Raw genomic sequence first — 18,772 nt, 5'->3', positions numbered from 1 at the left:
ACCTCTATTAAAAAATTTCCATTAATTTATCAAGCTCATCCAGCGTCAAATCGTCGTCGCCAAGGTCACTCGGCGTCAGTTCCGTGCCATCTTGAGATAGGCAATGTTCAATGATTCTATGAAGATGGGCCTTAAAGCTGTCACTGAATGTCTGTATCGTTTTTTCATGAAATTCGAGAGAGTGATAGGCCAGTGACATCGTCAGTTTTCCGTTTTCAATATATCCGACAACATCAAGCGCGTTCGGTTTTTCCGTTTCCGGGCTTAATGACTGTCCTGATGGCAGCTCTGATCTCGTGAATAAACCTGCATCCGACATTTCATCGAACTGACCTAAATAGTTAAAGCTGACATCCGGCTGAATGGAGAACGCCACATCTTCTTTATGCTCCGGCTCCGTCAAATAGCGCAAAATGCCGTAGCCCACTCCCTTATTCGGGATATGTCTGATGTCTTCTTTCATTTGCTTCAGCTGATAAGCCAGATCATCCGCATGCTTCATATCCAGCACCATCGGGAACATACTCGTAAACCAGCCGACTGTCCGGGAAATGGTCAGGTCTTCTACTATATCTTCACGTCCATGCCCCTCTAAATGAACACTCACTTGCTCCTGACCTGTCCACTCCTTCATCGCCAATCCGAATGCCGTCAGCAAAATATCATTCATTTCTGTGTGATAAGCCTCATGCACCTTGGTGGTAAGCTGTTCTGTCTCTTCAGCAGTCAGCGAAAATTCGATTGTCTTTGTATGTTTCATTCGCTGATCACTAGATTCGCGGTCCTTCGGAAGCTTCACCGGGACAGTCTGTTCTTCAAGCTGTTTCCAATACTCTTTTTCTTTCAAAAAGGCCTTGGAATTTGCGAAGTCTTGTAATCTCTCCGCATACTCCGCAAACGAATGGGTTTTCTGCGGAAGAACCGGCTCGTTCCCTTGCTCCAGCTGTGTATAAACCGCGGCGAAATCCTCCAGTAAAATCCGCCACGATATACCGTCAACCACTAAGTGGTGAATCACAAGCAGCAAGTGATCTCCGTCTTCTGCTTGGAACAAGCCTGCTTTTAACAAGCCGCCTTCATTCAAATCGATGCTGCTTTGCAGACGCTCCGCTTCTCTCTCTATGCGGTCTTCATGATCTATAGCCTGCCCCTCAAGCTTGGCGATCTCCAAGTGGACAGACACAGCATCAAGCCTTTTGTTAAATTGAACGATCTCCCCTTGTTCCTCGCGGTAGACCATGCGAAGCGCGTCATGATGTTCAATCAGTGCCTGCAATGTCTTTTCAACCCGTTCCGGATCGAAGCCCTTCGCAGAATGAAGCATGACCGACTGATTCCAGTGGTGTTTGTTCGTGAAATTCTTTTCAAAGAACCAGCGCTGGATCGGCGTCAGGATAACTTCGCCCTCCACAGGGCCTTGGTCTGCCTGTTTGCCTTCGGCACGCTCCACATATTGTGTCAGTTCTTCAATCGTCGGGTGCTGGAAGAGATCCTTCATTTCCAGCTTCCAGCCGTGCTGGTTCAAGCGGCTCGCCATCTGGATTCCTTTAATGGAATCTCCGCCGAGCGAGAAGAAATTGTCGCTGACACCGACTTCAGATATACCGAGCACGTCCTGCCAAATGCCGGCAAGCAGCTCTTCCATGTCAGTGGACGGCGCTTTGTATTCTCCGCTTCCTGCTTCGATGTCCGGCTCCGGAAGTGCTTTGCGGTCTACTTTGCCGTTTGCGGTAACCGGAAGCTCGTTTAATGTCACCCAGAACGCCGGGATCATGTAGTCTGGCAGAGTTTCCTTGAGCGCCGACTTCAGCGCTTCTATGTCAGCTGTTTCCGGTGTGACATACGCCGCGATCGCTGTATTGCCGCCTTTATCTTTTACAGCTGTCACTGCCGCATCCTGCACCTCAGAAAGCTGGGCCAGCTGCACTTCAATTTCTGACAGCTCGATTCGGTAGCCGCGGACTTTGACCTGCTGGTCGATCCGGCCGATGTATTCGATGCCGCCGTTCGTCCATTTCACCAAATCGCCTGTTTTGTACATGCGTTCACCCGGCACGAACGGATCGGCGACAAACCGCTTCGCGGTTTCGTCTTCCCTGTTCAGATAGCCGCGCGCCAGTCCGCGTCCCGCCACACAAAGCTCTCCGGCCACGCCTTCCGGCTGAACCTGATGGCTTTCGCTGAGAATGTACACTCTCGTATTGGCGATCGCGCGCCCGATGGAAAGCGATCCTTCCTCCGGATTGATTTCTGTGCTCGTCGCAACGACAGTGTTTTCGGTCGGCCCGTAGTTGTTGACAATCGTATACGGCTGCTTAACCGCACGCTTCAGCTTGTCCCCTCCGGTCAAGAGCACGCGAAGTGATGTGTTCTCAAGCTCCATGAACTGTTCCGCCAGCTGAGTCGGCAGGAACGTGATTGTGACGTTGTGCGTTTCGAAATAGTCATTCAGGCGGGTGATATCAAGGCGGATCGCTTCATCAATGACGTGAAGCTCAGCGCCGATCGTCCAGGTCGGGAACATCTCCCAAATGGAAGCGTCGAACCCGAAGCCCGCGTACTTCGCACTGCGGTCCTCCGCCGTCATGCCGAACGCGTCATGATGCCAGAAGCACAGATTCACAAGCGCATGGTGCTCGATCATAACACCCTTCGGCTGTCCGGTCGTTCCTGACGTATAAATCATATAAGCAAGGTGATCCGCGGTTGTGTCGGTCTGCGGATTTTCCTCGTCGTTTTCATCAAGCGGCAGACTCAGGATCGTGCGGTTGCCGTCAAGAAGAATAACCTCACCCGTATAGCTGTCCGGCACTGAGATGCCTTCCTGTTTCAAGAGAAGCGTCGCACCGCTGTCCTGTAGAATATATTCAATCCGCTGATCAGGATAGTCAGGGTCAATCGGCACAAATGCCGCTCCTGCCTTCAGGACACCGAGCACCGCAGCGGACATTTCAAGCGACGGCTTCGTGAGAATGCCGACGCGCTCATCCGCGCCGATGCCGCAGTCAATCAAAATCCGCGCCAGACGGTTCGCCTTCGCATTCAGCTCGCCGTACGTCCATGACTGCCCGTTATACGTAACAGCCGGGCGGTCTGTGTGGCGCTGAGCCGTTTCTTCAAACAGCTGATGAACCGTTTTGTCTGTCGGCACAGGCAGTGGTTTTCCTTTCCATGCCTCCAAAAGCGTTTGTTTTTCTGTCTCGTTGACGAGTGACAGGACGGAAAGCGGCTGGTTTGGATTTTCTGTTACTGCTCCTAAAAGCTGCACCCAGTATTGCTTCCATCGTTCAATCGTTTCCGGTGTAAACAGCGCCGTATTATATTCAAGAACAAATGTGAGCCCTTCGCCGGTTTCGTCAGCTGTCAGCGTAATATCAAACTTGGCCGTTTTCCGCTCAAACGGATGCGGTTCAAGCTCGATTCCTTTCATTGTTAAATCTTTAATGTTCGCATTTTGCATAGAAAATACTGCGTCAAATAAAGGGTTTCTGCTTGTGTCACGGTGAACCTGAACTTTTCCGATCAGGTCCTCAAGCGGGTAATCCTGCGCTTCAAATGCGCTAAGTGCTGTTTCTTTCACTTCGCCAAGATAATCCGCAAACGTCTTATCGCCCTTCGGATACGTGCGCAGCGCCAGCGTATTGACAAACATGCCGATGACGCGGCTGATGTCTGCTTGAGAGCGTCCGGCTACCGGCGAGCCAACAATGATATCGTTTTGCCCGCTCAATTTTGATAAAAACGCACTGTAAGATGCCAGAAGAACCATATACAATGTGGAATCCGTTTCCTTTGCAAGCTTGCGAAGAGCATCTGCTTTTCTTGCATCTAATGAAAATGCAATCCGGTCTCCCTCAAACGTTTGAACCGCAGGACGGCTGTAATCAGTTGGAAGAGTCAGCACCGGCAGCTCTCCTTCAAGCTCCTTCAGCCAATGCTCCTCTTGCTTCCGGTACAGCTCGGACTGAATAAACTGCTGTTGCCACACGGCATAATCCTTATATTGAATATGAAGCGGCTCAAGGCTTTCTCCGTCGTACAGCTTCGAGAGTTCATCAATCAGCACGCCGACAGACGCTCCGTCAGAAATAATATGGTGCATATCAAACAGCAGCAGATGCTCAGTTTCTGAAAGCTTGATCAGCCCCATTCTGAACAGAGGCAGCCGGTCGAGTGTGAACGGACGGATAAACTCAGAAACGATCCGCTCGGTCTCATCTTCTGGAGCTTCGAAATATGCCATATCAAACGCTGCTTCATCCCAGATTCGCTGCACCGTTTCTCCGTCTTTTATTTCAAAGGTTGTTCTGAAGGCTTCATGGCGCTCCATTAACTGATTCATTACGCATTTGAGCCTTTCAACATCCAGATGACCCTTCAGGCGCAGAACCGACGGCATGTTGTAGCTTGTGTCCGCTCCTTCAAGCTGCTGAAGCACGTACATCCGTTTTTGCGGAGAAGAAACAGGATAAGTCTCTTGTTTCTTTGCCGGTCTGATACTGATCGCTGTTCCTTTTTCAGCGGCGGCAATAGCCTGCGCTAAGCATTCAACGGTCGGTGATTGGAAAAGATCCTTCAGAGAAAGCTCGGCGCCCAGTTCCTGATGAATCAAGGCAAGCATCTTCATCCCCGCTAACGAGTGTCCGCCGATATCAAAGAATTGGTCATAGATGCCGATCTGTTCAACCTGAAGCACCTGTGCCCAAATGTCTGCGACTTTTTGTTCTATTTCATTGCGCGGCGCAACATATGAAACACCATTTGAGATGCTGGCGTCAGGAAGCGGAAGCGCCCGACGGTCTATTTTTCCGTTTCCGGTCAGAGGCAGCTCGTCCATTTGGATAAATACCGCAGGAATCATGTAAGCCGGCAGATCCTTTGCCGTATGCTCTCTCAGCTCTTGCGCTGTAATTTCACCCTGTCCGACAAAGTACGCACAAAGCAGTTTGTCTCCCGCACCTTGATCGACGGCAAGCACAACGCTCTCCTGCACACGATCGTGGCTTTGCAGCTGGTGCTCAATTTCTCCGAGCTCAATGCGCTGTCCTCGGATTTTCACCTGGTGGTCGATCCTTCCGATAAATTCGATATCGCCATTCGGCAGCCATCTTGCCAAGTCACCTGTTTTATACATGCGTTCGCCTTTTTTAAACGGATGCGGCACAAATTTCTCCTCAGTCAGTTCAGGTCGGTTGTAATAGCCTTTCACGAGGCCTTCCCCGCTGACACACAGTTCTCCGGCGATGCCGGCAGGCTGAACATGTCCCGCGCGGTCAAGAATGTATACTTCCGTATTGCTGACCGGTTTTCCAATCGGAACGGACATCGTGTGCTCATCCAATTCATCAACCGGATGATACGTCGCGAAAACCGTGCTTTCAGATGGGCCGTACATGTGAAGCAGCTTGCCTTTTCCAACGGTCTGCAGCGCTTTTTTCACATGATCTACAGAAGCCCGTTCTCCTCCGAACATAATCTTGCGCAAAGTCGACAAGCATGTCGGATTCAAGTCCACAAGAAGGTGGAACAGAGCTGTCGTGATCATGAGAATGCTGATGTTCTCCCGCTCAATGACGCGAGAAAGACGAGCCATGTCCAGTACTGTTTCTTTCGGAACGAGGACAAGCTTCGCGCCGTTTAAAAGAGAACCGAACACATCAAACATAAATGCGTCAAATACATAGTTTGAGAGTCCGAGTATCGTATCCTGTTCCGTAATGCTGAGATAATTCGTCTGCTTAACCGTGCGCAGAATATTGGCATGTGTCACGATATTCCCCTTTGGCGTTCCTGTCGTTCCGGATGTATACGTCAGGTTGGCCATAGCCGCCGAATCAAACGGCAGAGCGAGGTTTTGCGCATCGTCGTGATAGCTATCATCCTCATCAGCGAGCACGATGACGCCTGCGAATTCCGCTTTTTCCGCTAACGCCTTTAATTTCTTCTGGGTGAGAAGCACTTTCGCTCCGCTGTCTTGGAAGAAATGCTGCATCCGCTGAATCGGGTGTTCCGGATCAATCGGTACATAAGCCGAACCGGATTTTAATACCGCCAGGATTGACACAATCATATCCATTGACCGTTCACATAGGACGGCCGCTGTCCTGTTTTCGCCTGCTCCCATTGAAAGAATGCCGCGCGCTAAACGGTTGGCCCGTTCATTCAGCTCACGATATGTGAGCGATTGCCCTTCATATTGAAGTGCCGGACGATCCGGCGTCTTGGCAGCCTGCTCCTCAAACAGCTGAACAATCGTTTTGTCTTTCGGATAAGGCGTTCTTTCCGGGTTAAACTGCTGAACTTGTGAAGCGGCTTCCTGTTCAGAAAGAAGATTGTATTCAGAAATTGGTTTCTCAGGCTCAGCCGCTACATCTTCAAGCAACCGCGCAAAATGCGTGAGCAGCCTGTCTGCCGTGCTTCGTTTAAACAGTTTTGTGCTGTAGTCTAAATCAAGATCAATGCCTTGGTCCGTTTCTCTTGCCTGAACCGTTACATCAAATTTGGCAATGTTGAAATTGGTCTCATGAATCGACAATGTCAAATCACCGACAGCCGGAATGCCCGCCGTTGCGTTTTGAAGACTGAACATCGTGTCAAACAATGGATGCCTGCTGATATCACGCGGTATGTTCAGGTCTTCAACGAGCCATTCAAATGGATAATCCTGATGAGAAAAAGCATCCAGAACCTGCTGGCGCACACGTGTGAGCAGGCTGTTAAAGGTCTCATCCTGCTTCACTTCGCTGCGAATCGCGAGCGTATTGACGAACATGCCGACAATGCCCTCTGTATCAGAATGATGTCTGCCCGCTGACGGGGTGCCGACAATGATGTCATCCTGCCCCGTATATTTAGACAGGAGCGTATAGTAGGCTGACAGCATGACCATATAAAGTGTGGCTCCATTTTTTTCAGCTAAACGATACAGGCGATTCTTTAACTCCGCATCCAGCTTGATGGAAACCCGGTCTCCTTCAAAGCTTTGGACAGGCGGTCTCGGATAATCGGATAGAAGCTGAAGCACTGGAAGCTCACCCGCAAAGGCTTCCTTCCAATACGCCTGATCCTCCTGGTATCCTTCAGCAGCCTGCGCGCTTTGCCAGACGGCGTAATCTTTATACTGAAGACGGAGCTCAGGAAGCTGTTCACCGCGGTAAATCTGTGCCAGTTCCTCCAAAATAATGCCGATGGAAACACCGTCAGAAATCAAATGGTGCATATCAAACAGAAGCATATGACGGTTTTCTTCAAGCTCCATCAATCCGATTCTCAACAGCGGAGCTTTCGATAAGTCAAACCGGCGGACAAAAGAAGTCATAACCTCCTCATTTGAGCGGCCGCTTCTTTCAATCATCTCGATGTTGAACTGAACACTGTCATGAATTTTCTGTCTCGGCGTACTGCCTTCAAGCACAAATGACGTCCTCAGCGACTCGTGGCGGCTGATTAACCCGTCAAATGCGCGTTCCAGTTTTTGAATGTCTAAAGGCCCCTCTAAAATAGCTGCCGCCGGCATGTTATATCCGACTCCCGCATCTTCGAATTGGCTGACAATATACGTCCGCTGCTGCGCCAAAGAAAGCGGGTAATGTTCCTGTTTTTCAGCTGGCTCAATTGCCGCAAACGTCCTGCCTTCTTCACGCTCGGCCGCCTCAGCAAGAGCGGCGATGGTCGGATGCTCAAACACATATTGCAGCGGGATGTCAGCGCCCGTTTCCTTATGAATCTTTGTTAAAAGCGTCATGGCCTTCAATGAATGACCGCCCGTTTCAAAGAAATTGTCAAAGACCCCGGCTTTCTCAACGTTCAGCACATCCTGCCAAATCTCAGCGATTGCTTTTTCCATTTCGTTTCGAGGTGCGGTATAAGCTGTTCCGCTTACCGCTTTTACCTCAAGCGCAAACAGCTTGCGGCGGTCAACTTTACCGCTTGGTGTGAGCGGGATTTCTGTGATTTCTGTGATGTAAGCCGGCACCATATAGTCAGGAAGCTGTTTTGCCGCGTGTTCCCGCAAACGTGCAGGAGCAAATTCGCTTCCCTCCTTTTGCACAACATACGCACAAACCTCAAGATTCCCTTGGTCGTCAGGCCTCGCCAAGACGACAGCTTTGGCAACATCAGGCGCCTGCTGAAGCACGGCTTCAATTTCTCCAAGCTCAATGCGGTATCCGCGAACTTTGACCTGATCATCTTCTCTTCCTAAATATTCGATCGTTCCATCTGGAAGCCAGCGCACCACATCTCCGGTACGATACATGCTGTCACCGGGCACAAACGGGTCTTGTGAAAATTTCTCAGCTGTCAATTCCGGAAGGTTTAAGTAGCCTCGACCTACACCGTCACCCGCGATATAAAGCTCGCCCGCCACGCCTTCCGGCTGCAGACGGCCTTTTTGATCCAAAATATACAAGCGGTTATTCCCAAGTGCTTTACCGATTGGCACATACGCTGATTGAACTGAACTGTCCGGGTGGACCGGATGAACGGAAGCATCCACACACGTTTCAGTCGGCCCGTACACATTGGTCAAACAAGGAACGGCACCCGCTTCTTTAAACAATGTCAGAAGCTTGTCCGCCACAACGGAAGAAAGACCTTCCCCGCCAATCAGCAGGTGTTTGAGCTTAAGACCAGTCAAATCTCCCGCAGCAATCAGCATTTGCAGATGGGCCGGTGTTCCGTCCGTCGCCTCAATCCCGTGTCTGCGGTAATACTCGGCAAGAGCAGCGCCATTTGTCACCGTTTTCTTCGGTACAATATAAAGAGTCTGTCCCAAAAGAAGCGACGCGAAAATCTGTTTCACTGACGCATCAAAGTGGAACGGCGCAAGCAATGCCATCCGCAGGGTTTGGCTCTCACTCTGATAAACGGTCTGCTGCAGAGATTCAACCAAGTGATGAACCTGGCGATGCTCGATCATCACTCCTTTTGGACGTCCGGTTGTTCCCGACGTATAAATAATGTAGGCAAGATGACCGGCATTCAGATTGACATTCGAAATAGCATCTGTACCGCCTGCAATCGCCTGATCAAAGTCAATAAGCTCAGCAGATGCACCTGGAGACGCAACCTTCGATTCAGTCAAGACGAAATCCGCACCGCAGTCCTCCAAAATAAATTGGATGCGCTCTGCCGGAAACTCGGGGTCAATCGGCACATAGGCTCCGCCGGCTTTTAAAATCCCCATAATGGCCGTGATCATTCGTTCAGAACGTTCGAGCAAAACGGCAACCGGGCTGTCTGCACGGACACCCTTCTCTTTCAGCACACTGGCAATGCGTGATGATTGTTCATGTAACGTTCGATAGGACAATGCTCGATTTTCAAACACAACCGCAGGCTGATCAGCAAGCGATTCAGCCTTTTCTTGAAACAGCGCCGGAATCGTCATGTTCTTGCGGTAATTGACCGGTTCACCGCCAGCCCGCAATAGCAGCCGCTCTTTCTCCGCCTCAGAAATCAGCGTCAATTCATCAATCGTATGATTCGGGTGCGTAAGTGCGTTCTCAAGCAATGTCATCATGCGTTCACAAACAATTTTGATTTCTTCGCTCGTCATTACATCAGTACGGTAGTCAAAGTCAATTGTAAGTTTCCCAGTATCCCATCGATCCTTCACATGAATCGAAACATCATTTAATCCGCTTCCGCTGAAAATAGGCTCAGTCAAAAAGGCAAGATTCTCTTCTTTCTGCCACTGCATCACCTGATACTCAAGAGAAACGGTAAACAGCTTTGTCACAGAGCTTTTTGTTTCACGAAGATCATTGATGAGAAGATTATACGGGTACTTTTGATGGCGAAGAGTTTTCATTAAATCCTTCATCCGGTCTTTAACAAAATCAAAAAACGCCTGTCCGCCGTTAATGTTGGCCCGAAGCGGAACCGTAGAAACAAACATGCCGAGCATCTGCTTCTCTTTCGCATTTGTCCGGTTGCCCATAAATGTACCAGTTACCACATCATTCTGCCCGCTGACTCTGTACAAGTAGGCGGCAAGCACCGATTGAAATACCGATAAAACGCTGACCTTGTGCTCCTCACAAAAGGATAAAATTTGCTGATGCAGCGCCTCAGGCACATCTTGAGAGAATCTCTCAGCATCTAAACTTCCGCCTGCAGGAGCATTCCGTTTCAGGGAAACGAGTTCAGGCACCGTTTCGAATTGCTTGTTCCAGAACGCTTTATCTTTTTCAAACCGCTTCGATTGAGCATAGTCCTGTTCAGACAAAACATGATCGATAAATGAATGCGAGATTCCTTTTTTTGTTTCTGATCCGCCTGCTAATTCCAAGTAAATGTGCATAATGGCGTTTCCGAGGATGTTCATGGAGATCCCGTCAGAAATCACATGATGAACATTTGCGTAAAACCATACTTCATTTTCTTTGATGGTAAACAAGGAAAAACGGAATAGATCACAATCGTACAGAGGCAGAGGTTTTTTCGTTTCCTCCCGGCCCCATTGTGAAATAGATTCTATCGCATTCGGATCTCCAGTGGTGTCAGTATGTTTTATATCAACAGGCCGATACTCGCTTATATATTGAACGGGCTTTCCATTTTCATCGAGACGCAAACGAAGGCGCATTGCGTCATTTCTGCGCACAAACTCTTGAATTGCTTGCTCCACAAGCTTCCAGTCAATTTTTTCAGTTGAAACCAGCTTACCAATCCCCGCAAGATTTGAAATACTCGTATGAGGATAAAATTTTTCTGTATACCAAATTCGTTTTTGAGCATCCGTTAAAGGATAAAAAGTTATTTCCATATTATCTTACCTCCCCTAATCTTCAATAATCTGTAATATGTGCAGGATTATTTCTATTCCGTATCCTTTGACAGCTTTTGAATCTAATGAACTAACTGCTCAAAAAGCCAAAAGTACTACTTCTCAAAAGCGTTGCATCCAAACAAAAAACACAAAGCGACCTAAAAATAGCCAGCCGTAAGCATTGATTGCGGTGTCAGGCACAGGCAGATAAAGACCGCAAGCCCTCTTGCCCTAAAGTGAAACATTTTTGCCTATTTCTTCATTGTTTTCAATATTTTTAACCTTTCTAACGTTCACTTTAAATGAAAAAAATGTTTTTATCACCGAAAAATGGGTGAAAAGTTTCATGCGGGATACCGAAAAGATTCCAGTTTATTCACTGGGATATTTTTGCGGGATACCGCAATAATTTCCACTAAACATTATTTACAGAAAAATAAAAATTTTTAAAATGCACTCTCACGCTATTTCCCATTTATTATTGAAGCCATTTACAATCTTTACATCCCATATGTTTACCGCGCAAAAACCGAAAAACAGCAAAAAAAAGACACCCTTAGCCAAGAGCGCCTTACAACGATTCCTTAATGACATTTTTGTCGATATCAATCAATTCCATATAGCCTTTCCCCCACTCATACATGGCATCAAGAATAGGCATCAGGCTTTCTCCTTGCGGGGTCAAGGAATATTCAACCTTCGGCGGGACAACCGGATACACTTCCCTGTGAACAATCATATCCTGCTCAAGCTCTCTCAGCTGATTCACGAGGATTTTCTGCGTAATATCAGGAATCAAAGCTTTCAATTCATTAAAACGTTTTGTGCCTTCTTTTCCTAAATGCCACAAAATGAGCATTTTCCATTTGCCGCCGATCACCGCAAGCGTTAATTCCTTCTCACAATTAAACCGTTTGTCGTCCATCCGGCTCAAAAGAAATCCCCCCTTAGTATACTTTTTATATGTTAGATACGTATCATCACTTACTTACTTTTTGGCAGACTCTTTTTCATTATACTCACTCATAAAACCAAGCGAAAGAAATCTGATTGCCTCTTCTCACAGTATCCTCCAAGTAACTAGTTGACTTCAAAGTGCCTACTTCTCAGCTAAAGAGGGAACCTATAGAATGAAAAATAATTCGAATAAGGGAGTGGATCAACAATGGAATTACAGCTGGCATTAGACCTAGTAAATATCCCGGAAGCCATCGAGCTTGTCAAAGAAGTGGAACAATACATCGACGTGGTTGAGATCGGAACACCGGTTGTCATTAATGAAGGCCTTAGAGCCGTTAAAGAAATAAAAGAAACATTTCCGCAATTGAAGGTCCTGGCAGACCTGAAAATCATGGATGCCGGCGGATACGAAATTATGAAAGCGGCGGAAGCTGGAGCTGACATCATCACCGTTTTAGGGGCTACAGACGATGCAACAATTAAAGGCGCAGTAGAAGAAGCCAAAAAACAGAAGAAGAAAATCTTAGTGGACATGATTAACGTGAAAGATATTGAATCCCGTGCGAAAGAAATTGACGCACTCGGTGTTGACTACATCTGCGTCCACACTGGTTATGATCTTCAAGCAGAGGGCAAAAACTCTTTCGAAGAATTAACGACCATCAAAAATACCGTAAAAAACGCAAAAACCGCAATTGCGGGCGGCATCAAACTTGATACACTGCCAGAAGTGATCAAACAAAACCCTGACCTTGTCATTGTTGGCGGCGGAATTACAAGCGCAGCCGATAAAGCAGAAACAGCTTCAAAAATGAAACAGCTTATTGCCCAAGGATAAATAAAATGAAAACGACTGAATACGTAACGGAAATTCTCAATGAATTACACCGTTCAGCGGCTTATATTTCTAATGAAGAAGCTGATCAGCTTGCCGATCACATTCTTTCGTCCAATCAAATTTTCACTGCGGGCGCGGGGCGGTCTGGCCTGATGGCAAAATCCTTCGCGATGAGATTGATGCACATGGGCTTCAACGCTCATATTACCGGTGAGGTTCTCACTCCGCCGTTCCGCAAAGGAGACCTCGTCATTATCGGCTCAGGATCAGGCGAGACAAAGAGCCTGATCAATACAGCAGCTAAAGCAAAAAGCTTACACGGAATTGTTGCCGCTTTAACCATCAATCCGGATTCGAGCATTGGAAAACAATCGGATCTCATCGTCAAAATGCCTGGCTCTCCTAAAGACCAGTCAAACGGAAGCTATAAAACGATGCAACCAATGGGTTCATTATTTGAGCAAACATTGCTACTTTTCTATGATGCAATAATTTTAAAACTCATGGAGAAAAAAGGACTCGATTCTGAAACCATGTTCACTTACCACGCAAACCTTGAATAGCGTCACACAACCGGCCTGGAGATCAGGCCGGTTTTAATATCCCCTAAAATAAAACTTTACACCCAAAAACCCGATAAGTAATATGACCTACAAACAAACAGAGGGAGGAATTATGTTGAAAAAACAAATAAAGCTAAAGCTTGGAACTAAAATTCTCAGCTTGGTCTTCGCAGTTATTCTATTGTTTTCTCTATCAGTCGGCGCCGTAATGCTAAAAGACATTACAAGCAGCATGAAAAAAATGGCCACTGAAAAAGCCAAAGGCGATCTTGCTTTAAGCAGCACGTATATTGACGACGTGATTTTAGGGAACTGGGAGGTAAAAAACGATAAGCTATATAAAGGCGAGACACAAATAAACGGAAATGAAGAAATTGTTGATCTGCTTGGCAAAAAAACAGGTGACACCGTAACGATTTTCCAAGGAGATACACGGGTCGCAACCAACGTAATGAAAGACGGCGAAAGAGCTGTCGGCACTCAAGCTTCTGCTGAGGTCACTGACGCTGTTTTAAAAAACGGGAAGCAATTCTACGGACAAGCAGATGTGGCAGGCTCCTCTTATCAAACAGCATATATGCCCTTAAAAGATAAGGAAGGCAACATTATCGGTATGCTGTATACAGGAGCCAATCAAAGCATTTTAGCATCGCTTACCCAATCGCTGTTCACTCAATTCGCTATCGTTCTTGCTGTAGTTATTATGATATCTGTCATCCTTGTTTTGCTTTTCACCAGAAGAATCAACCGGCGGCTGAACGTATTAAAATATGCCTTTGAAAGCGCCGGAAACGGAGATATGACAATAGAAGTTTCAGACAAGTCCGCTGATGAGTTAGCAGAACTGAGTGTCTACTATAATAAGATGAGAATGAAGCTGAATCAGACAATCCAAACGGTACAGCAATCCGCCCTTCAGCTTGCATCAGCCTCTCAGCAGCTTTCAGCCGGAGCAGAAGAAACCAATCAAGCCTCCGAAAAGATCACAGAAGCTGTTCAGCATATTGCAAACGGTGCCAAGCATCAAATCACACGAATCGAAAACAGTGAAAAATCACTGGAGCAAACAACAGCTGACATACGGCATATTTCTTCAAATACTGCTGCCATTGCTGAGAAAGGACAGCTTGCGCAATCAAAAGCAGACATTGGCCAAAATGAAATTTCAAATATTCAGGCACAAATGGATACCATTCACCATTCGATTGAAAAAAGCGGAGAGATCATTCAGCAGCTGGACGGCCGTTCTAAACAAATTGAACAAATTTTATCCGTTATCACCCAAATTGCCGATCAGACAAACCTGCTTGCTCTTAATGCAGCAATTGAAGCTGCCCGAGCCGGAGAACACGGTAAAGGCTTTGCCGTTGTTGCTGATGAAGTTCGCAAATTAGCAGAGGAATCTCAACGGTCTGTCGGACAGATTTCCAAATTAATCGCTGAGATAAAAAATGATATGACTGAATCTGCGCAGTCTGTTGAACATGTGAAAACAGAAGCTGCTGAAGGTGTAAACATGGTTCACCGCACCAGAGACGCATTTAAAGAAATTGCAGCCGCAACAGATGAAATCACTGCGGAAATCAGCGATTTATCAGCATCTGTTACCAACATTTCAGCAAGTACGCAAAAAATAACTGAATCCTTTGCCGCCAATACAACAGACATTAAAGAATCAACAGAGAGTACCCGGCAGGCGGCAGCTTTAACAGAAGAGCAATTTGCCGCAATGGAAGAGATTACTGCAGCCTCAGAAACGTTATCTCATTTAGCTGAAGAGCTTACCGGTATCATAAGCCAATTTAAGATGATTAATCAACCTGAAAACAGCCTATAATCTAGTATCAATATTTCAATTTGATAACGTTATTTTTTTAAAAATGAATATTTCGATCTGCTAAAATTACGATTTCTGCAATAAACCTAAGGCAAAACAAAAAATTTTAATCTTTACACCCAGCCCTTTCTGCATTACTCTTGGAGCAGTTTTAAAGTTGCTGACGCGGGAGGTGATCATCACGAATGGACATTATAAAAACTTTACTTCTCGTAATAGTCGTCATAGCAGCTGTTGGCCTGATTAAGGGAGACTTTTTCTCAGACGATCAAAAAACGTCTCAAACAGAAGAATATGACGAAACACTGGCCTTCCCTTCTGAGCGTTACCCTGAGACAGCAAATCATATCAAGGACGCAATAAGTGAGGGGCATTCAGATGTGTGCACCATAGACAGAGACGGAGCTGAGGAACGCCGCGAACAATCATTAAAAGACGTACCTTCCAAAACAGGGTATGACCGAGATGAATGGCCAATGGCCATGTGCAAAGAAGGCGGTGAAGGGGCTTCTGTAGAATATATTTCTCCCGCTGACAATCGCGGCGCAGGCTCCTGGGTCGGGCATCAGCTGACCGATTACCCTGACGGCACAAAGGTTTTATTTACGATTCAGTAAACAGTTAAAAGAGGAGGAACAGCACATTGATCAAATCATGGAAGCCGCAAGAACTGACGATTTCATATCATCAATTTACTGTATTTCAAAAGGGTTCCGCACCGCCAGTCATCGATTGGACAGATGAAGCAATTGAAAAAGGATATGCGGAAGCGGACGAAGCCATTTCGTTTGAGGCACAGCGAAATTCAAAGGTATATATTCTTTTACGCCTTAACAGTTCAGAAACAGTTGCATCCTATGAAAAAAAAGTGATTGTTCCTTTTCACGTCACAACAGACGGAATTGAAATTGAAAGCATCATGTCCAAAAGGCTGTCCTTTGACCTTCCTAAAGGGGACTATCAATTCACATGCTACACTGTGCCGGCTGAGCTGTCAGATCTGCATGCTGACACTTATATCATTGATGCTGTTTCCGTCTAATGAAAAGCCCTGAGAGGAATACTCTCAGGGACTCTTTATACATTTTCTCCATTAGTCTTAATGACATCCTGATACCAATAAAAGCTTTTTTTCTTCAATCGTTTTAAGTCATGTTCATTCTCTTCGTCACGATTCACATAAACAAAGCCGTATCTTTTTTGATAACCGTTCAGCCAGCTTAACAGATCAGTAAAGGACCAGCTGCAATATCCAATCAAATCGACTCCATCACTAATGGCCTGTCTGCATTGCTCAAGATGCGATTGCAAATAATCAATTCTATAATCATCATGTATAGTGCCGTCTTCAACTTTATCGAATTCTCCTAAACCGTTTTCTGTAATAAACACAGGAAGCTGATAACGTGTCGTAATACGGCGAAGCCCGATACGCAATCCTACCGGATCAATCGTCCAATCCCAATTGCTCGTTGTTAGGTTTGGGTTTTTCTTAGTTTTAAATAGTCCCGGCATCCCTGTTTCCTGATTGGTCCCTTTTTGTCCCGTCGTATTCATTTTCCCTTCTGAAACACCGTCGAGCGGATTTCGTTCGTAAGTAATCGTTTGATAATAGTTGACACCTACAAAATCCGGCTTCCCTTTGGCAAGCAGCTCCATATCACCCGGTTCGACTGTCGGCGCCCATCCCTGTTTTTCTAAATAGCGGAAAGGAATTTGCGGGTAGGTTCCCCAGCAGTACATGTCCAGCCACCAATTATTCATAAATTCTTCAGCATTTTCAAATGCCGTAATGTCCTCTGGATGACTGGTTAAAGGGTATGCGGGAGAATAAGCAAAGCTTGGTCCTATTTTGCCTTCGGGCACATATTTTCTGAAGGACTCAATGGCTTTCGCATTTGCCAGAAACGCAATATGATTTGCTTCGTAAAATCGTTTTCTGTCCTTCACGCCAGGCGGATGCATAGCTGTTAGAAAGCCGTGATTAAAATTGTAGTTTTGTTCATTTAACGTTACCCAATATTTCACTTTCTGCCCAAAGCGTTTATAAAGAGTAATGCAGTAATGATTAAAATCCTCTATGATGTTTCTCGACTCAAATCCGCCATACTCGTCCATAAGCGCCTGAGGCAAATCCCAGTGATATAAAGTCAAAACCGGCTCAATGTTATGAGAAAGCAATTCATCAATAAGGTTATCGTAAAATGCCAGACCGGCTTCATTGATTTCTCCTTTTCCTTTTGGAAAAATACGCGGCCAGCTGACAGAGAATCGATATGCCTTCAGCCCCATCTCAGCCATCAGAGCGACATCTTCCTTATAACGGTGATAATGGTCAACTGCAACATCACCATTGGTGCCCTTAAACGTTTTGCCGGGGATTTTCGTAAACACGTCCCATACAGAAGGGCCTTTGCCATCTTCGTTCCAAGCTCCTTCAACCTGGTAAGCTGCTGAAGCCGAGCCCCATAAAAAATGTTTCGGAAAAGATTCTGGATGTTGATGGATCATTGTGTTAATCACTCCTGAAATATTTGATAAGCCTATCATAGGCTATGAAACGCGTTTCATAGCAACACGATGTTAATCCCGGAACAGTTCAGCTAATATTTTCTCTCTTTGTTCAAGAAAATATCTGGTTAACTGGACGTGTTCAGTGCTTTCGTATTCTGTATGATGAATACTGCCCCCGTCAAAGCTGAAAATGTCAGCATTCGGATACCCCAGCAAAATTGGAGAGTGAGTGGCAATGATGAATTGTACATTTCCGCCTTTCACTAAATCGTGTATGACTCTCAAAAAAGCTAACTGCCGTGAGGGAGAAAGAGCAGCTTCAGGCTCATCTAAAAGATAAATGGCTTTTCCTTTAAAACGATGTTGAAACAGCGACATAAAAGACTCACCATGCGATTGCTTGTGAAGCGGCCTCCCGCCATAGGAGAGATATGGCTGCGGAGCATCTCGTTCCACTTCATCAAGATGAAGAGAAAGCTGATAAAACGATTCTGCTCTTAAGAAAAAACCATTTGTGATCTTAGGAAGCCATGATAAACGTATGTAATCTCCCAAATGAGAGTCTGACTCCTGCAATTCATAGATATTATTACGGCTGCCGCCCGCTGTATTAAATTCACACTTATCAGCAATTGCTTCAAGCAACGTTGACTTCCCCGAGCCATTTTCCCCGACAAAAAAAGTCACTTCTCTGGTAAATGATATGTCGTGTAATTGACTTACAGCAGGGATAGTGAATGGGTATCTGTTAAAGGACGGGATCTTATCTCTAAGGAGTGTTACTCTTTTTAAAAACATAGCTTCTCCTCTCGCGTTAAATGAATATGTGAAGTAAAATCTTTTGAGCCATAAGAATGCGTTCTCATATTCCAAATTATATATTATATTGTCAGTATATTCTTTTTAACGATAATGAAAAAGCACCCAACCTCAATTGGATGCTTACAGCCTAATGTCTCTTTTCAAATTTATGCGGATAAGGATGAGGCTTCGGAACAAAGCCGTTTTGTTTCATCATTTCAAAGTGTTTGACCATGTGATTTTTGATGTGATCTCCTCTTTCTTTAGGCAGAACTCCGTATTCTACATACTTTGAGATGACATCCTTGCGTTTTTTTAATATGTCTGCTTCCAGCTGTTCAATTTCTTTCTTTTGCTGTTCAGTCAGTGTAACGTTTGCAGGCGGCTGCTGATTCTGTTTTCCCGCTGCTTCAGCTGTGCCAGTTAAAGAAATAACAGCCGCGGCAATGAGCATTCCGATGATATTGACTTTCACTTTTTTCATC

10 protein-coding genes are annotated in these 18,772 nt (G+C 46.0%); 5 read left to right on the top strand and 5 right to left on the bottom strand.

The genetic code is table 11. The features are described 5' to 3' along the window. Positions 1-7: 7 nt before the first annotated feature. Both srfAA and hxlR read right to left on the bottom strand, forming a co-directional pair. Positions 8-10,771 (bottom strand): surfactin non-ribosomal peptide synthetase SrfAA, encoded by a 10,764-nt coding sequence (srfAA, locus tag WA325_RS14430; RefSeq protein WP_336183852.1) that lies wholly within the window; start codon positions 10,769-10,771, stop codon positions 8-10. Positions 10,772-11,345: 574 nt separating this feature from the next. Then, entirely contained in the window at positions 11,346-11,708 is a 363-nt protein-coding gene (hxlR, locus tag WA325_RS14425) for a transcriptional activator HxlR (protein WP_003241118.1), read from the bottom strand. 231 nt (positions 11,709-11,939) lie between these two features. Here hxlR and hxlA point away from each other — a divergent pair, with 231 nt between their 5' ends. The 5 genes from hxlA to WA325_RS14400 all read left to right on the top strand — a co-directional run bounded on the left by hxlA (position 11,940) and on the right by WA325_RS14400 (position 16,014). Continuing rightward, entirely contained in the window at positions 11,940-12,572 is a 633-nt protein-coding gene (hxlA, locus tag WA325_RS14420) for a 3-hexulose-6-phosphate synthase (protein WP_202852455.1), read from the top strand. A 5-nt stretch (positions 12,573-12,577) separates the two neighbouring features. Beyond that, positions 12,578-13,135 carry a 6-phospho-3-hexuloisomerase gene (gene hxlB, locus WA325_RS14415; protein WP_322012289.1) on the top strand — a complete coding sequence of 186 codons (558 nt, stop codon included), beginning with the start codon at positions 12,578-12,580 and terminating at the stop codon, positions 13,133-13,135. Positions 13,136-13,247: 112 nt separating this feature from the next. After that, on the top strand, positions 13,248-14,972 hold the full coding sequence (gene tlpC, locus WA325_RS14410) for a methyl-accepting chemotaxis protein TlpC (protein WP_105955347.1): 1,725 nt from the start codon (positions 13,248-13,250) through the stop codon (positions 14,970-14,972). A 185-nt stretch (positions 14,973-15,157) separates the two neighbouring features. Further along, complete coding sequence (nucA, locus tag WA325_RS14405) at positions 15,158-15,589, top strand: DNA-entry nuclease (protein WP_336183851.1); 432 nt, start codon at positions 15,158-15,160, stop codon at positions 15,587-15,589. A gap of 26 nt (positions 15,590-15,615) precedes the next feature. After that, a complete protein-coding gene (locus WA325_RS14400) occupies positions 15,616-16,014 on the top strand; it encodes a competence protein ComJ (RefSeq protein WP_105955349.1) in 399 nt (132 codons plus the stop codon). A gap of 35 nt (positions 16,015-16,049) precedes the next feature. Here the strand turns inward: WA325_RS14400 and WA325_RS14395 are convergent, their stop codons facing one another. The 3 genes from WA325_RS14395 to WA325_RS14385 all read right to left on the bottom strand — a co-directional run bounded on the left by WA325_RS14395 (position 16,050) and on the right by WA325_RS14385 (position 18,771). Continuing rightward, the gene (locus WA325_RS14395) at positions 16,050-17,483 is read right to left on the bottom strand and encodes a glycoside hydrolase family 1 protein (RefSeq protein WP_101860166.1); all 1,434 of its coding nucleotides are present in this window, start codon (positions 17,481-17,483) and stop codon (positions 16,050-16,052) included. Between the two features lie 72 nt (positions 17,484-17,555). Next, positions 17,556-18,284, bottom strand: a complete 729-nt coding sequence (locus WA325_RS14390; RefSeq protein WP_069487486.1) for an AAA family ATPase — start codon at positions 18,282-18,284, stop codon at positions 17,556-17,558. Positions 18,285-18,435: 151 nt separating this feature from the next. Further along, positions 18,436-18,771 (bottom strand): YckD family protein, encoded by a 336-nt coding sequence (locus tag WA325_RS14385; RefSeq protein ID WP_105955350.1) that lies wholly within the window; start codon positions 18,769-18,771, stop codon positions 18,436-18,438. Position 18,772 lies beyond the last annotated feature (1 nt).

Source organism: Bacillus sp. 205(2023) (assembly GCF_037027485.1).
Classification (GTDB): domain Bacteria; phylum Bacillota; class Bacilli; order Bacillales; family Bacillaceae; genus Bacillus; species Bacillus halotolerans.
This window is presented reverse-complemented; position numbering and strand designations above follow the sequence as displayed.

What these genes read in the sequence shown, in the direction of transcription:
- srfAA (WP_336183852.1), bottom strand. Translation starts at nt 10,771, where the DNA reads ATGGAAATAACTTTTTATCCTTTAACGGATGCTCAAAAACGAATTTGG.
- hxlA (WP_202852455.1), top strand. Translation starts at nt 11,940, where the DNA reads ATGGAATTACAGCTGGCATTAGACCTAGTAAATATCCCGGAAGCCATC.
- hxlB (WP_322012289.1), top strand. Translation starts at nt 12,578, where the DNA reads ATGAAAACGACTGAATACGTAACGGAAATTCTCAATGAATTACACCGT.
- tlpC (WP_105955347.1), top strand. Translation starts at nt 13,248, where the DNA reads ATGTTGAAAAAACAAATAAAGCTAAAGCTTGGAACTAAAATTCTCAGC.
- nucA (WP_336183851.1), top strand. Translation starts at nt 15,158, where the DNA reads ATGGACATTATAAAAACTTTACTTCTCGTAATAGTCGTCATAGCAGCT.
- WA325_RS14395 (WP_101860166.1), bottom strand. Translation starts at nt 17,483, where the DNA reads ATGATCCATCAACATCCAGAATCTTTTCCGAAACATTTTTTATGGGGC.
- WA325_RS14390 (WP_069487486.1), bottom strand. Translation starts at nt 18,284, where the DNA reads ATGTTTTTAAAAAGAGTAACACTCCTTAGAGATAAGATCCCGTCCTTT.
- WA325_RS14385 (WP_105955350.1), bottom strand. Translation starts at nt 18,771, where the DNA reads ATGAAAAAAGTGAAAGTCAATATCATCGGAATGCTCATTGCCGCGGCT.